The organism is Pseudomonas sp. PLMAX (assembly GCF_046042685.1).
Lineage (GTDB): Bacteria > Pseudomonadota > Gammaproteobacteria > Pseudomonadales > Pseudomonadaceae > Aquipseudomonas > Aquipseudomonas putida_AE.
The window spans coordinates 37,306-52,872 of record NZ_CP064950.1; the positions used below are offsets into that span (position 1 = coordinate 37,306).

Below are 15,567 nucleotides of genomic sequence, written 5' to 3' on the forward strand. Positions count from 1 at the left end.
TTGAAAAGTGTCAGGCTCAAGCGTCTTCTGCGATACAGGATGGGGACAGCAGGTACCAAAAATCAGAAAACGCGCCGAGGCGCGTTTTTGTGGCATCCAGTTGTCGCTCCAGAGATCTCAGAGGCTGGCTGGTCTTTGAAATCCTGCGGCACTTAGAGTCGCCGCCAATGCATCGAGGCCAGCGTACATACCTGAGGCCTGATCCGCAGAAATCACGATTCCGCTTTCGATAGCTTGTTTGGCGACTTTCAGTTGGTCGGCGATGGATCTGGCCGTATCTTGCAGCATGGCTTGGTGCAGTTCGACCCTGCGATTGCCCATGAAGATAATCAGGTCAGCGTACTCGAGCGGGGTCAGCAGGTTCTTAACGCGATCAGGGATCGTCGTCTCGAATTTGCTGAAACTCGCGACGGTTTTCTCGACGGCGTGCTGCAGATTGATCGAGTAACGGCGGTCAATACAAACGATTCTTTTGCCACGAACTTGGATTCTCAAGCGAATGTTCCTTCTTTATGAATGGGTAAAAGCTTATTTTTCTGCCATAGCGGCAATGAGCGTTTGAATGAACTGGAACCCTCCGGAGAACAAGCGCTCCAGGAACGGCGCAAAGCTGGTCATCATCACCATCATGAGAATGAGCCCCACCGTCAGGGTCAGCGGAAAGCCAATCGAGAACACGGTCAGCTGCGGTGCTGATCGGTTCAGGATGCCCATGGCCAAGTTCATCATGAGTAGGGCGCCCAACAGGGGTAGGGAGAGCAGCAGCCCGGACGAGAAGATGGTGCCCGCATACAGGGCAATCAGTTTCCATACGCTTGGCTGAATCTCGACGCCACCGATGGGTAGGGAAGTGAAGGTATTGAGCACGATCTCCAGCACCACCAGGTGGCCGCTGAAGGCCAGGAACATCAGCAAGGTGATCTGGTAGAGAAACTTCGAGATGATCACGCTGTTGGTACCGATGTCAGCCGAGTAACTGGTTGCGAAACCCAGACCCATCTGCATGCCGATGTACTCGCCGGCCGCTTGCACCACGCTGAAAACCATCCGCATGCAGAAACCAATGGCAATACCGATCAGCAGCTGCTCAACAAGCAGACCCAGGCCAGCCATAGAAAACACCGGCACTTGAGGCAGTGGCGGCAGCAGGGGCGCGATGAAGATCGTTAGAGCCACACCGAGGCCGAGTTTGACCTTAACCGGAATGGCAGCATGTCCCATCAACGGAGCCGCAACCAGGAACGCAGTGATGCGAAAAAATGGCCAGATAAAACTGGCCATCCATGCTTGCATCTGGACGGAGGTGAAATCGAACACGTCTAGCCTATCATTGTGGGGATGTTGATCAGCAGATTGCGCGTAAATTCGACCCAAAAGCTGATCATCAGGGGGCCACCGACGATAAGCACCACCAGACAGGCGACGACCTTGGGGATGAACGAAAGGGTCATTTCGTTGATCTGGGTCGCGGCCTGGAACAGGCTCACGATCAGGCCGACAACAAGCACTGTGATAAGGATAGGGCCGGCCATGGTGACCGTGATACGCATGCCTTGGTACGCGAGGTTCATCACTGATTCTGGAGTCATTGCCTGGCCCTACATGTAGAAGCTGTTAGCGAGTGAGCCGATCAGCAGGTTCCACCCATCCGCGAGGATGAACAGCATCAGCTTGAACGGCAGAGAGATGGTTGCAGGCGGCACCATCATCATACCGAGGGCCATCAAGACGCTGGCCACGACCAGGTCGATGATCAGGAACGGGATGAAGATCGTAAAGCCGATTTGAAAAGCAGTTTTGATCTCGCTCAGTACGAACGCCGGCAGCAGCACGCGCATCGGCGTGTCTTCAGGGCTTTCAAGGTTCTCGATTTTAGCGATCTCAGCCAAACGAGCGATGTCTGTTTCGCGGGTTTGCGCCAACATGAACTCACGGAACGGCTTGCTGCCTGTCTCGATGAATTGCTCCATGTTGATCTTGTCCTGGGAGAAGGGCACCCATGCGGTCTCATGCACCTTGTCGAGCACAGGCGACATCACGAAAAACGTCAGGAACAGCGACAGGCCCAGCAGCACCTGGTTCGGCGGCACGGACTGAGTACCCATGGCGGTGCGCAGCAGGCTAAGCACGATGATGATCCGGGTAAAGCCAGTCATCATGAGCAACATAGCCGGCAGGAACGTCATGGACGTCAGCAGCATCATCGTCTGGAGGCTCAGAGACCACTGCTGGGTGCCGTTGGCCAATGTCTTGGTAGTCAGGGCCGGTAAACCGTCTGCGAGCACCTCAGGGGCAAACAGGAGCCCTGCGCCCATTAAAAATGCCGGAAGGAACAGAGCCTTTCCGGCAGCGGCAATGCTGAGCTTTTTCATTTGCGATTCTTCGATATCAGTTCAGAAAGCTTGGCCCCAAATGTGGCCGCGTGATTAGTGGTTTCAGGTAGCTCATCTTCAGGTTTTGGCAATTGATGCAATTTGTTTACGGTGCCATTGCCGACGCCCAGCACCAGCCAGGTATCTTTCACTTCGACAATGACGACCCGCTCTTTGGCTCCAACCATTGAGCTACTGACGACTTTCATGTGCTTCTTGGCAAGGCCAGTACCGTTGTTTAGGCGTTTGATGACCCAGAAACACGCGAAAATAAGCCCTACGACCACCACCATGGACAGGGTTAACTGCCCAAGGCCATCCATGCCTGCGCCGGAACCAACACCAGGCGCTTGCGGCGCCTGGATAGTGGACTGACTGATCGGGTGAATGTCAGTCACCGGCATCATTTGATGAGGTTCTGCATACGCTCGGACGGCGTCAGGATCTCAGTGATACGGATGCCGTAATGCTCGTTCACGACGACAACCTCGCCCTTGGCGATCTCGTAGTTGTTGATCATGATGACCAACGGAGAACCGGCCATGGCGTCGAGCTGAACAACGGAGCCTGGAGAGAGTTCCAGCAGTTCCTTGATCGTCATTTTCTTTTTGCCCAGGATCGGCGACATGGTCACAGGAATGTCCTTGATCATGTCTAGCGTACGAGCGAGAGCCTTGTTGCCACCGGTATCCTCCAAGGCTTTGAAGACAGGATCTGCCGGTTTTGCAGCATCAGACTGGGTCGCTGCAGCCTGCTCGTTCATGGCTTCTGCCCAAGGGTCTACCTCGGCTTGTTCACCAGAGGTTTGGTTGATGTCGGTCATACTTGTTCCTTGATCTCTTGGGCTATGCCTTTAACAAACCTGGAATCTGGTTTGGTGTGGAGCAATCTGTGGTTGATGAGCTCTTTGACCACGAGACCAGTGGTGTTGTCAGGCAGGTTTCCGTATTCACTTTTCATCACGGGAACACCTTGAACACGGCTGGTTACGATGTCCGGCTTCTCGATTGGCAATATATCACCAACGTTGAGAGCCATCAGCTGGCCAATAGTGGTGTCAATATAGACAAAATCAGTAACCAGTTCAATCTCGGAGCCCTTGAGTTCATTGGACAAACGGTGATCCCAAAGCTCTTGCTCGTGGGGCGTTTGCTCATGAAACATATTGCTCAGCTGAGTTTTGACGGGTTCAAGCATCGGGTAGGGGAGGACGATGCTGAAAATACCCGAGAATGTCCCAACATCGAGGTTGAATGAGGTGTTGATCACCATATCGTTCGAGGAGGTCGTGATGTTCGTGAACTTGACCTGTGTTTCTGTACGAACGAAGTCAACCTCGACTTCAAGAATCGAGTGCCAGGCACGCTGGTATGCGCTCATAGCGAGATTCAGCATTCGCCTGATGATCCTGGACTCAACTGGCGAGAACTCGCGCTGCGAAGCATCCCTAGGCTTCTTGCCGTCACCGCCGAACAGGTGATCAACGACCATGAACACGGTTTCGGAGTCGAACGAGATGAGCGCATTGCCCCTCAGCGGCTTCATGGAAACCATGTTCAGGCTCATGCGATCCGTGAGATCAGCCTCAAGCTCGATGGTGCTTTGATAACGGAGGGCCGAAACCGTAACGTCGGCACCACGGCGAAGAAGGCTAAAGAGATCCATGCGGAAGTAACGAGCGAAACGCTCGTTGATCATATCCAGCGCTGGCAGGTTCTCGCTCACAACCCGATGTTGCGTGGCCGGGTTGTAAGGCTTGATCACTGAGTTTGCTGGCAGCAGCGATGAGTCTTGAGGTGACCGGTCAGAGTTTGGCATTGGGCTTACTGGACAATGAATTCGTTGAACAGGACTTCATCAACCTTGAGTTTCGGTTGTGGAGTCGCGAAAGGCTGATCAAACAATGCCAATATATTGGCTTTCAGCGCGTTCTTGCCTTCCGGGGTCGCGAGATCTTCGACTTTCAGATCGGCGATCATGACCAGCAGCTTACTGCGCAGCTGAGGCATGTATTCGTTGATGAAGTCAGCGGTCTCCTTGTCACCCACACGCAGCGAAATGCCGGTGTAGAGCAGGCGAGAGCTACGCTCGCTGTTCAAGTTGACGGTGAATGGAGCGACTTTGACGAAGATGGGCTTCGGGGCAACAACCACTTCCTCGACTTTCGCCTTGCTGGCAGCGTCGTCCTTTTTGCTCAACAGGTAAAACCCGCCAACGCTGGCACCCGAGCAGATTGCTGCGACGAGGATCATCGGGAGCCACTGGGTTTTTTGCTTCGACTCGTTCGTACTCATGGAGCATGACACCTGAAATTAAGAATGCGGCCACCTGGAGAGATCCAAACGGCCACATCAAGGCTGCAATTGGGTGATATCTTATCCGACTTGGTTACGCATAGGTACTGATTTGCCCATCAACTTGTTGATTTGCAGGTGGTTTTTCAGACGAAACGTCAACCAGGTTCAGTGATTCGCTAACCTCGCGGCTGCTGACAGCCTGCGACTCTGTGTCGCGGAATGACTGCTGCTGGCGCTGGTCACCCACCGAAGTTTGGCCCAGGGAAATGCCTTGCTCGGCCATTGCTTCTTTCAGCTGGGGCAGGGCCTGCTCGATTGCCGAACGCACCTGGGCGTTATGCGAGAAGAACTGGGCGTGAGCCTGGGACGCATCGGAGACTTTCAGGGTGATCGAGATAGGGCCCAGATCCTGAGGATGCAGGTTCAGCTCCATCGTCTGATCGCCACGCAGGTGCATATTGACTACCTGCTGGCCAAAGCCTTTGTTCCACTCCTGGGTGGCGACTTGTGCGGTCAGATTCGGCCCCGTTGGCTGGTTTAGGGCCTGGGTTTGGGACTGACCGGTAACGTGCGCCGCAGTTGGAATGCCGGGCGTGTTCAAGTCAGCTGGTGCCGAAGTAGCTTTATGGTCGCTACCGGCTGGTATTTGCGGGACTGGGGCGCTCGCCGATTGCGTAGCTGGCTCAACGGTTGGCGCGACAGCCGGCGCCGGTTGTGGAGCGGTCTTCACGTCAGCTTTTGCGTTCGTGCCGAATGGATTTACAGGGGCGGCTGGCGCTTGATCTTTGCCATGCAGGCCCTGTTTAACCTCAGCTGCTACAGCGGCAATGTCTTTTGGCGCATCTGTGCTCTGTGGGATCAGACCACCTTTCTGGCTTTCCATTTTTCTGGACATCTGAATGGAAGCAAGCACAGAAGATCCTACGGTATTGTCCGCAGGCTTAAAGTCCTTGGCGTTTTCAGAGGAGGTAAGACCTGGCACCTGAGGCGGCTGGTTCGCCACCAAGCCTTCAGTCAGCGCCTGTGGCAGAGGCGCGACAGGGTCTACAGCAACCACTGGGCCATCGACTTCAGGGGCTGCGTCTGTCTCGTCACCGAGGGCTGGTGCATCAGGCTTAACCGGCTCAGTCAGCGGTTTACTGTCGTCCGCCTTCACAGGGGTTTCAGCATCCAATGGGGGAGTCGGTTCTTGAATCGTAGATTCGGCTACGCCTTTACCTGGCTCGGGCGCCAGGCCCTTGTCAGAAGCCTCAGGCTTTTTAGCGTCAGGCTTTGGTGGCAAAGCTTTGTTCAGCGCAGTGCCGAATGAATTTGACGAGGCCGGGTCGACAGCCGATTTCTTGGAGGCAACGCCGACTACCGGCTCGGGAGCCGCCGAAATCAGGCCTGGAAGAGATACTGTGGACATGGTCTTAAAATCCTGGAGAAGGGGAGTCGTAGTTGTGCCTTTGGCGAAGGAGCATCTGAGCGCTCATTTCATCAGCTTGTCGTTGTTCCACCCGGCTGGCAGCCAGCTTTGCCGTTTGCTGCCGGCGACCAATGAGTGTTTCGAACGAGTTCAGCTTGATGTACTGGTCTTTCCAGTGGGTTTGGTTCAGGTCGACGTTGGTTACTTGCTCGTTTACGGAGCGATTGGCCTGTTCGATAGCCTGATCCAGGGAATTGAGGAAGCTTCGGTAATTACCACGGGTCATCGAGTCGATGCCCTTACGCATGAGCTTCTGCAGCTCCCTGGCGTATTCCTGGCGATAATTCTGCAAGGTACTCAGATACTCCCTGGCTTGCTGCTCACTGCGACGGCTTTTGGCCAACCGCAGGGCAGCGTTGTCGAGCACTTCTTTGGTCAGTTCGACCAATGTGTCTAGCGCAGATGTGTCAGACATTCAGGGGCTCAGGGAGTGGGGGTGTCAATATTTAGCGAATAATAGCATTGAGTTTGGTCACTGCATCACCAATGTTCGCTTTTTCGTGCATGCCTTGCTGGAGGAAGCTTGCAAGATGAGGGTAGAGCTGGACGGCGGTATCGAGCACGTTGTCGCGTCCTGGTGAGTAAGCACCCACGTTGATCAGGTCACGGTTACGCTGGTAGCTCGAGAGGTACTGCTTAAACGTCTGAGCCTTTTGAAGCTGCTCTTTAGAGGTCACTTCCACCATTACCCGGCTGATCGAGGCTTCGACATCGATGGCAGGGTAGTGCCCACTTTCGGCCAGCTGACGCGAAAGCACGATGTGACCATCCAGGATCGCACGGGCCGAGTCAGCAATCGGATCCTGCTGGTCATCACCTTCCGTGAGGACGGTATAGAACGCAGTGATCGATCCACCCCCTTCTGGGCCGTTACCGGTACGTTCAACAAGCTTAGGCAGTTTGGCAAACACCGAAGGCGGATAGCCCTTCGTGGCAGGCGGCTCACCGATGGCCAGAGCAATCTCCCGCTGCGCCATGGCATATCGCGTCAGCGAGTCCATGATCAGCAACACACTGCGACCCTGGTCTCGGTAATGCTCGGCCAGGCGAGTAGCGTAGCTCGCGCCTTGCAGGCGCTTAAGAGGCGACTCATCGGCTGGCGCTGCCACGACCACTGCACGGCGAATACCTTCTTCACCGAGGATGTTGTCGATGAAGTCTTTAACTTCCCGGCCCCGTTCACCGATTAGGCCTACCACGATCACATCGGCGGTGGTGTAGCGAGCCATCATGCCGAGCAGAACCGACTTACCAACACCAGAGCCTGCAAACAGACCCATACGCTGGCCACGGCCAACGCTAAGCAGGGCGTTGATGGCGCGAACGCCAACGTCGATCTGCTCTTTGATAGGTTCGCGGTCAAGCGGGTTCAGCGTAGGAGTCGACAGTGGTTCGTGAATGGCATCGAACAATGGGCCTTTACGATCCAGAGGGACGCCGCTGCCATCTACAACACGACCGAGGAGGGCATCGCCCAGGGGGAACTTGCGGGCACTCTGCTGAGAACCATCGCCAGACAGGGGGAGAATCCGAGCGCCAGGCATCAGACCGCTGATTTCCTCAAGGGGCATCAGGAACAGACGCTCCTCGGAGAAACCGACAACTTCGGCTTCTGCATAGGTAACGGTAGCTCCGTCCTTCAGTTCGATCCGGCATACACCACCCACCGGGATCTCAAGCCCAACGGCCTCAAGCACCATGCCAGCGGCTTTGGTGATTCGACCGCTGACTTGATAAGCCCTGGACTGTCCGATGCCTGATTCCAAGCTGGAGAGACGGTTGCTCCATACATCGGCATGACGGTTCATTCGTACACGCCCTGGCGCTTAAACTCATCATGGATCTGAGCCCAGCGCGATTCCATGGTCGCATCCAGATCACCGCTTTTACTGACGACCTTGCAGCCACCGCGTGTGATCAGCTCGTCGGAACGCAACGTCCAGTCCAAAGCCTCAAGCTCGGTGTTGTGGTGCTCATGAACGATGGCGAAGTCTTCCGGGTTCAAATGTAACTTTGGCCTGCCACGCAGTTCAGGTTCATGGTGCATCAACTGCTTAACGACAGTCAGGATCTGCTCCGGGGAGTCTTGAATGGCTTTCCCCACGATCTGTTCGCTGATTTTCAGCGCCAGCGCAGCCACCTGATTGGCGATCTCACCGTCGAGCTCAGCAAGCCCTTCGGTGAAATTCCTGGCCAGGTGCGTCAGCGGCTCAACAGTTTTGCGAGCCTGGTCACGGAGGAGGGAGAGACCTTCAGCCTTTCCTTCCTCCAGACCCTTAGCGAACCCCTCGTCATGGGCCTCTTCGTGACCTTTTTTGAAGCCGGCCTCATAGCCTTCCTGGCAAGCATGATCTCGAAGCGCCTGGATCTCAGAGTTGCGCTTGAATTCAGCCTGTTCGGCAAGCTCCAGGGCGGTTTTGGCTTTCTGCTGGACGGTAGGCTCCCTCTGGGAGGCTTGAGCGCCAACCAGAGGGTTCATGTTCCACGTCGACCAGTGCGGTTGATCAGACGTATTGGTCATCGCCACCGCCAATCACAATTTCGCCGGAGGCTGCCAGGCGACGAACAACCTGCAGGATGTTTTTCTGCTCTGCCTCGACTTGAGACATACGCATTGGGCCGCGCTGTTCCATGTCGTCGCGGAACATTTCTGCGCCACGCTTGGACATGGTGTTGATGAACTTGTCTTGCAGGTCTGGTGGAGCGCCTTTGAGTGCAACAGCCAGCATGTTCGTATCGATTTGATCGATAATGAGCTGAATGCTGCGGGCGTCCAGTTCCAGCAGGTTCTCGAACACGAACATTTCGTCGACGATCTTCTGCGCCAGGTCTTCGTCCAACTCGCGGATAGCGTTGATGGCCGATTCTTCCTGAAGGTGTTGCATGGTGTTGATGATCTCGGCGGCTGCTTTGACCCCACCCATTTTGCTGCGCTTGAGGTTCTGGCCGTCGAGCATTTTCGCCAGCGACTCGGTGAGTTCCTGCAAAGCAGCCGGCTGCACACCGGTGAAGCGGGCAATACGCACAACCACGTCGTTTCGCAGCTTCTCGTCGAACATTTCGAGAATGTTCCGAGCTTGCATGCGATCCAAGTGCACCATGATGGTGGCGATGATCTGCGGGTGCTCCTCACGGATGATCTCGGCAACAATGCTCGGTTCCATAAGGTTGAGCTTGTCGATGCCGAACGCGCTTTGCTGATCTTCAGTGATGTCGTCGAGGATCTGAGCCGCTTTTTCAGCGCCCAGGGCCTTGGTCAGTACGGCGCGGATATGCTCCGTAGCCTGTACGTTCAGTGCCGCGTGCTGTTCAGCGTCACGCATGAACTCTTCAAGGATCTTCTTGAGTTCGTCATGCGAGATGTTGCTGCCCAGGCGAGACATTTCAAGACTGACTTTTTGCTGGTAACTAGGGTGCAGCAGCTTAACAACCTCAGCTGCCGCATCTTGATCGAGAGTCATCAGCAGGATTGCGCTGTTGCGCAACCCTTGGTTGGTCTCAACTTTATCGGTCATTTGTTTTCTTTCATCCAGCTGCTGAGTACACCGGCCACAAGTTGTGGGTCTTCCATCGCCATTTCCCGGAAACCTTGCAGGTTACTTTCGTAGCTTGGTTTGCGGCGGCGGAATGGAGGAGCCTTCTCGTCCTGCTGAGGTTGAGCCGATTGTTGAGCTGCTTCAGCGGCGCGTTGCTGTTCGATAACCAGTGCAGCTTTCTCGGCTTCGACGGCTTGGGTGCGTTTACGCAGGAAAGGCCTAACACCCGCAAAGTAAGCCAACAGGCCAGCGAGCAAGACCATCAGGTTCTTGGACAGCGTGCTTGCCAGGTTGAAGAACTCAGGCGTTTTCCACCAAACGAGCTCTTCGATGGTTTCTTTGGTGTTGTTGAAAGGGCTGTTGATCACCGCCACTTCATCACCACGCTGAGCAGAGAAGCCCATAGCCTGGCGAACCAAACGGTTGATGCCGGCCATTTCTTCTTCAGTCAGGGCAACATTGCTGACTTTGCCTTCGCTGTCGGTCACTTCTTTGTAGTTAACGACAACGGCGGCGGAGAGGCGCATTACGCCACCACGGTGCTGTTGGACGTGCTCGATATTCCGATCAACCTCGTAGTTGATCATCTTGTCCGAGCTCATGGTGCCATGACGGCCAGCGCCAGCGTCCGCTTGAGTAGTAGCGGTAGCCTGATTGGCTTGAGCCTGATTCTTCGCCTGAGCGCCTTTGGCTGGAGGCTTTGCCCCGCCAGTAGGCGTGGTGATTGCCGGAGCGTTAGGAGGACTGTTGGTCAGGGCACCTGGAACACCGCGAGCGAAATCGCCATCGGAGTAGTTCTCGGTAATCTGCTGACTGCGAATCGCCGCCTCGTTAGGAGGCTGGTTCGGGCCGTACTTCTCAGCCGTTTGCTCACGGGTCGCAAAGTCAATTTGCGCCGTTACCTGGGCCTTGACATTGTTTTGGCCGACGATAGGAGCAAGGATCGTCTCGATTCGACGCTGATACGAAGTTTCGATCTCGTCGGTGTAAGCCAGTTGCGTGCTGTCCAGGTCTTTGTTCTTGCCACGGCTAGGCCTGGAAAGAAGGCGACCCTGCTGGTCAACAACGGTGACCGACTCGACAGGCAAGTGGGGCACACTGGAAGCGACCATGTAGGTAATGGATTCGACCTGGCCTGGGCCAAGCTCTCGGCCAGGCTGCAGGTTCAGAACCACAGAGGCGCTCGCCGCTTCACGGTCACGGGCAAAAACAGAGTTTTTAGCCATCACCAGGTGAACACGGGCGCTCGCTACCGGGCCAAGCGACTCAATGGATCGAGCCAGCTCCCCTTCAAGGCCGCGTTGGAAATTGATGTGTTCAGCGAACTGACTGATACCGAAGCTCTGATTGTCCAGAAGCTCGAAACCGACGTTGCCAGCTTTTGGCAGGCCTTGTTCAGCCAGTTGCAGGCGCAGGGTATGCACCTGATCAGCAGGAACGAGGAGGGTGTGGCCATCCTGTCCGAGCTTGAATGGGATGTTCTTTTTCTGCAGCTCAGTAATGATCTGGCCGCCATCAGCATCGCTGATGTTGGAATACATCACGCGGTATTCAGTGGAGTTAGCCCACATGAACAGTCCGGCGATGATGCTCACGGTCGCACCAATGGCAACGATAGGGATTATCGGCTTCTTTTTGGCGAACGTGAGGAGTTGCTGGTATCCAGCTGAAGCTGTAGGCGCTGCAGAAGATGTAGCCATTTTGGCCTGAGTGGGATCACTCACATGCACCTCCGGATGCTACATCGGCGCTATACGATAGGATGGAAAACATATGTGTCCTATAGTCCACGTTGAAGGCTAAAGCCCGGCACCAAGGCCCAGCCGTTGCGAATGTCAATAGATGGCAATTATCTCAGTCTCCAGGCGCACAAAACGACCTAAAAAGGCCGTATTTGAGCTGCCCTGCGATTCTCATGCAATCTCGACAGCCCGCTAGGTGTTGAAGCATAATCAATTTCCTCAGAAAGAACCATACAGGACAAACACTTAATGGCAATTGATGCCCTTCAATCGACGATCCAATCCCTGCAATCTGTGGCCAATATGGCCTCAGGCATCGAGTCCAAAGCGATGAGTGGCGGGGCAGGTGGTTTCGCCGGTGAGCTTCAGCAGTCGATCCGCCGTGTGAACAACCTTCAGGCGAAGTCTGAGTCTGGCGTCAAAGCCTTCCAGGCTGGCGACCCCAATGTGAACCTCAATGATGTGATGGTGGACATGCAGAAGGCGGGCCTTGCGTTCACCATGGCTACCCAGGTGCGCAACAAGATGGTGGGTGCCTACAAAGAGGTGATGTCCATGCAGGTTTAAGACCCCGTGGTGGTTTTTTTCATTTCGGAGTCAAGTTTGGGAGGAATTGCACCGATAGACAAACAATAGCTATTTATTGACGTTCGACAAGCCCGTTGGAACGTCGAGACATTTGTAGAGGCAATCATGGCATCGATTAGCACCATTGGCGTCGGCTCCGGTCTTCCGCTGGACAGTCTTCTGACTCAGATCGAAGCAGCTGAGCGCAGCAAGCTGACACCGATCACCACCAAGCAAAAGAGCAACACCGCAAAGATCTCTGCTTACGGATCGCTCAAAAGCTCCCTGACAGAGTTGCAGAAAACCGTCCAAGCGCTCAAGCAGTCGAAGACGTTCTCGCCTACCAGCGCCACTTCTTCTGGTACCGGTGTTTCTGTAGCGGCAAGCTCAGGTGCCGTCGCCGGCAGCTACCAGGTCAAAGTGAACACTCTGGCCCAGGCTCACAACGTTGCCACCGAAAACTTTTCCAGCAAAACCGACCCTATCGCAGGCGCTGGTAAGCTGACCATTGGCGTTGGCGGTAAGGACGTCGACATCGATATCGCCGAAGGCAGCACGCTGGAGACGATCCGCAACCAGATCAACAACTCGGGTGCCGGCGTCAGCGCCACCATCATCAACACCGGTGATGCAACCAACCCGTACAAGCTGTCAATTGCTTCCAAAACCACCGGCACTGACAATCAAGTTTCGGTGAGCTTCGCCGGTACCGGTGACCTGTCCACCAAACTGAATGATGCGGCTCACGGTGGCAGCATGACTCAGGTGCAGGCAGCCGCGAACGCCGAGATCGAAGTTAACGGTATCTCGATCAGCAGCCAGTCGAACACGCTGGAAGAGGCCATTGGTGGCGTCACGATGACGGTCAATCAGGCTGGTAGTACCCAAACCGTTACCGTTGCTAAAGACACCGGCGCAGTCAAAACCTCGATTCAGTCGTTCGTAGATGCTTACAACGCCTACATCAAAACCACGGCAAGCACGACTTCGTTCAACGAAGATCCAACGCTGTCGGGTAAACTGCTCGGTGACTCAACGCTACGCGGTATCAAGTCGACCATCTCGGATTCGATGAACACTGCCCAGACTGGTGAATACCAGATCATGGCGCAGTTCGGCGTGAAGCTGAACGTTGACGGCACCCTGGTCATCGATGACGAAAAGCTGACCAAGGCCATCGAAACCAATGGCGATGCGGTCACCTCGTTCTTTTCCGGAACTGATGGCTTTGCCACCCGCCTGGACAAGACGCTGACCAATCTTCTGTCGACCGAAGGGCCGCTTGAGACCGCTACTGCTGGCCTGACCAAGGCCAACGAGTCGTTGACCGAGCAAGCTGACAAGATGGAAGACAGCATTCAGGCAACGGTCTCTCGTTACAGAACTCAGTTTTCGTCCCTCGACACCCTGGTGAGTAAGAACAACTCCACCATGTCGTACCTGACTGAGCAATTCAATATCATGGCGAAGAACTCTTCCAGCAGCTAATAGCCAAGGATCAACTATGAACCGAATGCGCGGCGCGAATGCTTATGCTCGTGTCGGAGTCGAATCTCAGGCTCTGCAGGCATCGCCTCACAAGCTGATCACCATGCTGTTTGATGGTGCTCAGGAAAAAATCCGTGCTGCTCGCCTGCATATGCAGGCTGGCAACATTGAGGAGAAGGGAAAGGCAATTTCCAAGGCTATGGACATCGTCAACATCGGTTTGATCGGTGGCCTGGATGTCCAAAAGGGTGGCGAAGTTGTCGCGAACCTGGAGCGTTACTACGATTACATCTCCAGGCTCCTGGCCAAAGCAAACCGGGAAAACAGTGATGCCAAGCTTGAAGAGGCGAGCGTGCTGCTTGAGACAGTTGGTTCGGCCTGGCGCGAAGTAGGGGGTCAGGGTGCACAGCAATCTTCCTGAAGTCACTGATCGGATCATCTCCTATCAGCGCTACCTCAATCTGGCCAATCAATACCTGGCCCTCGCTAAAAAGGGGGCCTGGGACGAGATTGTCGAACTGGAGAAGGTGAAGTCTCTCCACGAGGATCGCCCTGCGGCGGTGGTGCATGAAGAGGGCGTCCCTCAAAGCGAACTCGACCTTCTGACTGACCTGCTGGCCAGAATCATCAAGGTCATGACCGAGTATGAGAGCAGGGTGTACGCGCAAAAAATGCACCTGGGTACACTGATCAAAGCGGCTGATGAGCGCGAGCTAGAAGGCAAGAGCTTCGGCAAGGTTATTCGGACAGGCACCTATGGTGCGCTCGATCTGTTTGGGAAAAATCGAAAATGATGGGCGTTAACCCACTTCTGGACACCTTGCTTGTACAGACCACGGCAAAGGGAGTGGGTGCGACTCCTGCTGACAAGAGGCCCTTGATGGTGCCTCCTGTTCAGCCGGGGGACGCAATGCGCGAGTTGAGCAGCGACTCAAGGCTCAACGACAGCGCCTCCAAGCAGACCAAGGGGATTGCTGCTTACCAGGCAAACCGTCTGGCGGGTGTTACACCCTCGACGATCACCACGCTCAACGAGGCTGCTCGTACGATTGCCGACGTCCTCATGAAATTCCCACCGGGCCTGGTGCCGGCGCTACGGTTGCTTCCTCTGCCGTTCGCCAAGCTCTCAGCACCCGGTGTGCTTGCCCAGCACCTGAGAAACCAGGTCATCAGCAGCGGCCTCTTTTACGAATCCCATGTCTTAAAATGGTCAAAGGGTGAATTCTCCCTCGACCAGCTGGCGCTGGAGCCACAATTTAAGGGGCACGGGATCGTTGAAGGGGAGGAGTCGTCATATTCGCAACCCTTGGGGCAGCGGCTTGCTTCTGCTCAAGAGCGCCAGCAGTACATGATCCGTCATCAGCTTGAATTGCTGGGTAATGCCAGCCTCAGGGTGGAAGGGGATGTTGCGACTGGTTACCCGATGACCATTCTCTTTCAGCGATCCTACGAGGGCTTTATCCGCTCTCCGGAGGAGACTGTCGGTGAAGAGGGCGATAGGCCGATCATCTGGCGCTGCCTGTTAAGGCTGGAGCACCCGGCGTTCTCTTACATCGATTACGACCTTCAGCTCAGTGGTGAGGAGCTGCACCTGCGGATGATTGGCTATTCGGCGCTGATCCAGGAGTATTTCCGTAGGGACGAGCTTAAGTTCCGTGAGCGGTTCGCCACCTACGGCATCACCAAGGTTAAGTTTTACCGAAAGCTGGTCAGCCGGCTGGAGGAGAAGCAACCCTTAAAGCTGCCATTGCTCAACACACCGAACGCCTACACCAAGCGAGCACAAACCCCGTTTGAGCTTGAGTATGGCCAGCAAGCCGAACACATCATTGCCCACGCGGTTCATAAAGGCGTCCCGGTAAACATGGGCCCTGAGCTGATGGGGCTGCTCATGCAGTTGGATTTCGACCAGGCGCTGCCAGGGGCTTTGTTCGACGTTTGTGCTGATATCGCTACCTGGACAACAGAACAAGTCTCGTATCTTTGAAGGCTTGTTGATCAACGTCAAGGATCTGCATCCCTCGCAGATCCGTAATTGATTGAAAACCACGAATAAATACGTAAAATTGACGCTATAAGACCGCTTCCGGTTGAGAT

General features: G+C 55.0%; 19 protein-coding genes. 5 read left to right on the plus strand and 14 right to left on the minus strand.

The window, feature by feature from the left end; translation table 11 throughout:
- Positions 1–117: 117 nt before the first annotated feature.
- From DKB71_RS32560 to fliF, 14 genes are all read right to left on the minus strand, one after another.
- Complete coding sequence (locus DKB71_RS32560) at positions 118–495, minus strand: hypothetical protein (RefSeq protein ID WP_408601849.1); 378 nt, start codon at positions 493–495, stop codon at positions 118–120.
- A gap of 33 nt (positions 496–528) precedes the next feature.
- Complete coding sequence (gene fliR / locus DKB71_RS32565; protein ID WP_408601850.1) at positions 529–1,317, minus strand: flagellar biosynthetic protein FliR; 789 nt, start codon at positions 1,315–1,317, stop codon at positions 529–531.
- Positions 1,318–1,319: 2 nt separating this feature from the next.
- Positions 1,320–1,589 carry a flagellar biosynthesis protein FliQ gene (fliQ, locus tag DKB71_RS32570; RefSeq protein WP_408601851.1) on the minus strand — a complete coding sequence of 90 codons (270 nt, stop codon included), beginning with the start codon at positions 1,587–1,589 and terminating at the stop codon, positions 1,320–1,322.
- A gap of 9 nt (positions 1,590–1,598) precedes the next feature.
- Positions 1,599–2,372, minus strand: coding sequence for a flagellar type III secretion system pore protein FliP (fliP, locus tag DKB71_RS32575; RefSeq protein WP_408601852.1), 774 nt, complete (start codon positions 2,370–2,372; stop codon positions 1,599–1,601).
- Complete coding sequence (fliO, locus tag DKB71_RS32580) at positions 2,369–2,779, minus strand: flagellar biosynthetic protein FliO (RefSeq protein ID WP_408601853.1); 411 nt, start codon at positions 2,777–2,779, stop codon at positions 2,369–2,371. Before fliO ends, fliP begins: the two co-directional genes overlap by 4 nt.
- Entirely contained in the window at positions 2,776–3,195 is a 420-nt protein-coding gene (gene fliN, locus DKB71_RS32585) for a flagellar motor switch protein FliN (RefSeq protein WP_408601854.1), read from the minus strand. The genes fliO and fliN overlap by 4 nt, the downstream gene beginning before the upstream one ends.
- Positions 3,192–4,190, minus strand: coding sequence for a flagellar motor switch protein FliM (gene fliM / locus DKB71_RS32590; protein WP_408601855.1), 999 nt, complete (start codon positions 4,188–4,190; stop codon positions 3,192–3,194). Before fliM ends, fliN begins: the two co-directional genes overlap by 4 nt.
- A gap of 5 nt (positions 4,191–4,195) precedes the next feature.
- Positions 4,196–4,666, minus strand: coding sequence for a flagellar basal body-associated FliL family protein (locus tag DKB71_RS32595; protein WP_408601856.1), 471 nt, complete (start codon positions 4,664–4,666; stop codon positions 4,196–4,198).
- A gap of 94 nt (positions 4,667–4,760) precedes the next feature.
- Positions 4,761–6,077, minus strand: coding sequence for a flagellar hook-length control protein FliK (locus DKB71_RS32600; RefSeq protein WP_408601857.1), 1,317 nt, complete (start codon positions 6,075–6,077; stop codon positions 4,761–4,763).
- A 4-nt stretch (positions 6,078–6,081) separates the two neighbouring features.
- Positions 6,082–6,552: a flagellar export protein FliJ gene (gene fliJ / locus DKB71_RS32605; protein WP_408601858.1), complete on the minus strand. Its 471-nt coding sequence runs from the start codon at positions 6,550–6,552 to the stop codon at positions 6,082–6,084.
- A gap of 31 nt (positions 6,553–6,583) precedes the next feature.
- Positions 6,584–7,945, minus strand: a complete 1,362-nt coding sequence (fliI, locus tag DKB71_RS32610; protein WP_408601859.1) for a flagellar protein export ATPase FliI — start codon at positions 7,943–7,945, stop codon at positions 6,584–6,586.
- On the minus strand, positions 7,942–8,658 hold the full coding sequence (locus DKB71_RS32615; protein ID WP_408602317.1) for a flagellar assembly protein FliH: 717 nt from the start codon (positions 8,656–8,658) through the stop codon (positions 7,942–7,944). Before DKB71_RS32615 ends, fliI begins: the two co-directional genes overlap by 4 nt.
- Positions 8,642–9,652: a flagellar motor switch protein FliG gene (gene fliG / locus DKB71_RS32620; protein ID WP_408601860.1), complete on the minus strand. Its 1,011-nt coding sequence runs from the start codon at positions 9,650–9,652 to the stop codon at positions 8,642–8,644. The genes DKB71_RS32615 and fliG overlap by 17 nt, the downstream gene beginning before the upstream one ends.
- On the minus strand, positions 9,649–11,403 hold the full coding sequence (fliF, locus tag DKB71_RS32625) for a flagellar basal-body MS-ring/collar protein FliF (protein WP_408601861.1): 1,755 nt from the start codon (positions 11,401–11,403) through the stop codon (positions 9,649–9,651). Before fliF ends, fliG begins: the two co-directional genes overlap by 4 nt.
- Positions 11,404–11,664: 261 nt before the next feature.
- On the opposite strand from fliF, the gene fliE reads away from it, so the two are divergent.
- The 5 genes from fliE to DKB71_RS32650 all read left to right on the plus strand — a co-directional run bounded on the left by fliE (position 11,665) and on the right by DKB71_RS32650 (position 15,457).
- Positions 11,665–11,982: a flagellar hook-basal body complex protein FliE gene (gene fliE, locus DKB71_RS32630; RefSeq protein WP_408601862.1), complete on the plus strand. Its 318-nt coding sequence runs from the start codon at positions 11,665–11,667 to the stop codon at positions 11,980–11,982.
- A 126-nt stretch (positions 11,983–12,108) separates the two neighbouring features.
- Positions 12,109–13,470 carry a flagellar filament capping protein FliD gene (gene fliD, locus DKB71_RS32635; RefSeq protein ID WP_408601863.1) on the plus strand — a complete coding sequence of 454 codons (1,362 nt, stop codon included), beginning with the start codon at positions 12,109–12,111 and terminating at the stop codon, positions 13,468–13,470.
- Positions 13,471–13,486: 16 nt separating this feature from the next.
- Complete coding sequence (fliS, locus tag DKB71_RS32640) at positions 13,487–13,891, plus strand: flagellar export chaperone FliS (RefSeq protein ID WP_408601864.1); 405 nt, start codon at positions 13,487–13,489, stop codon at positions 13,889–13,891.
- Positions 13,872–14,264, plus strand: coding sequence for a hypothetical protein (locus tag DKB71_RS32645; protein ID WP_408601865.1), 393 nt, complete (start codon positions 13,872–13,874; stop codon positions 14,262–14,264). Before fliS ends, DKB71_RS32645 begins: the two co-directional genes overlap by 20 nt.
- A 116-nt stretch (positions 14,265–14,380) precedes the next feature.
- Positions 14,381–15,457, plus strand: coding sequence for a hypothetical protein (locus DKB71_RS32650; protein ID WP_408601866.1), 1,077 nt, complete (start codon positions 14,381–14,383; stop codon positions 15,455–15,457).
- Positions 15,458–15,567 lie beyond the last annotated feature (110 nt).

Coding starts and splice junctions, on each gene's coding strand:
- fliQ (WP_408601851.1), bottom strand. CDS start 1,589: ATGACTCCAGAATCAGTGATGAACCTCGCGTACCAAGGCATGCGTATC.
- fliP (WP_408601852.1), bottom strand. CDS start 2,372: ATGAAAAAGCTCAGCATTGCCGCTGCCGGAAAGGCTCTGTTCCTTCCG.
- fliO (WP_408601853.1), bottom strand. CDS start 2,779: ATGATGCCGGTGACTGACATTCACCCGATCAGTCAGTCCACTATCCAG.
- fliN (WP_408601854.1), bottom strand. CDS start 3,195: ATGACCGACATCAACCAAACCTCTGGTGAACAAGCCGAGGTAGACCCT.
- fliM (WP_408601855.1), bottom strand. CDS start 4,190: ATGCCAAACTCTGACCGGTCACCTCAAGACTCATCGCTGCTGCCAGCA.
- DKB71_RS32595 (WP_408601856.1), bottom strand. CDS start 4,666: ATGAGTACGAACGAGTCGAAGCAAAAAACCCAGTGGCTCCCGATGATC.
- DKB71_RS32600 (WP_408601857.1), bottom strand. CDS start 6,077: ATGTCCACAGTATCTCTTCCAGGCCTGATTTCGGCGGCTCCCGAGCCG.
- fliJ (WP_408601858.1), bottom strand. CDS start 6,552: ATGTCTGACACATCTGCGCTAGACACATTGGTCGAACTGACCAAAGAA.
- fliI (WP_408601859.1), bottom strand. CDS start 7,945: ATGAACCGTCATGCCGATGTATGGAGCAACCGTCTCTCCAGCTTGGAA.
- DKB71_RS32615 (WP_408602317.1), bottom strand. CDS start 8,658: ATGACCAATACGTCTGATCAACCGCACTGGTCGACGTGGAACATGAAC.
- fliG (WP_408601860.1), bottom strand. CDS start 9,652: ATGACCGATAAAGTTGAGACCAACCAAGGGTTGCGCAACAGCGCAATC.
- fliE (WP_408601862.1), top strand. CDS start 11,665: ATGGCAATTGATGCCCTTCAATCGACGATCCAATCCCTGCAATCTGTG.
- fliD (WP_408601863.1), top strand. CDS start 12,109: ATGGCATCGATTAGCACCATTGGCGTCGGCTCCGGTCTTCCGCTGGAC.
- fliS (WP_408601864.1), top strand. CDS start 13,487: ATGAACCGAATGCGCGGCGCGAATGCTTATGCTCGTGTCGGAGTCGAA.
- DKB71_RS32650 (WP_408601866.1), top strand. CDS start 14,381: ATGCGCGAGTTGAGCAGCGACTCAAGGCTCAACGACAGCGCCTCCAAG.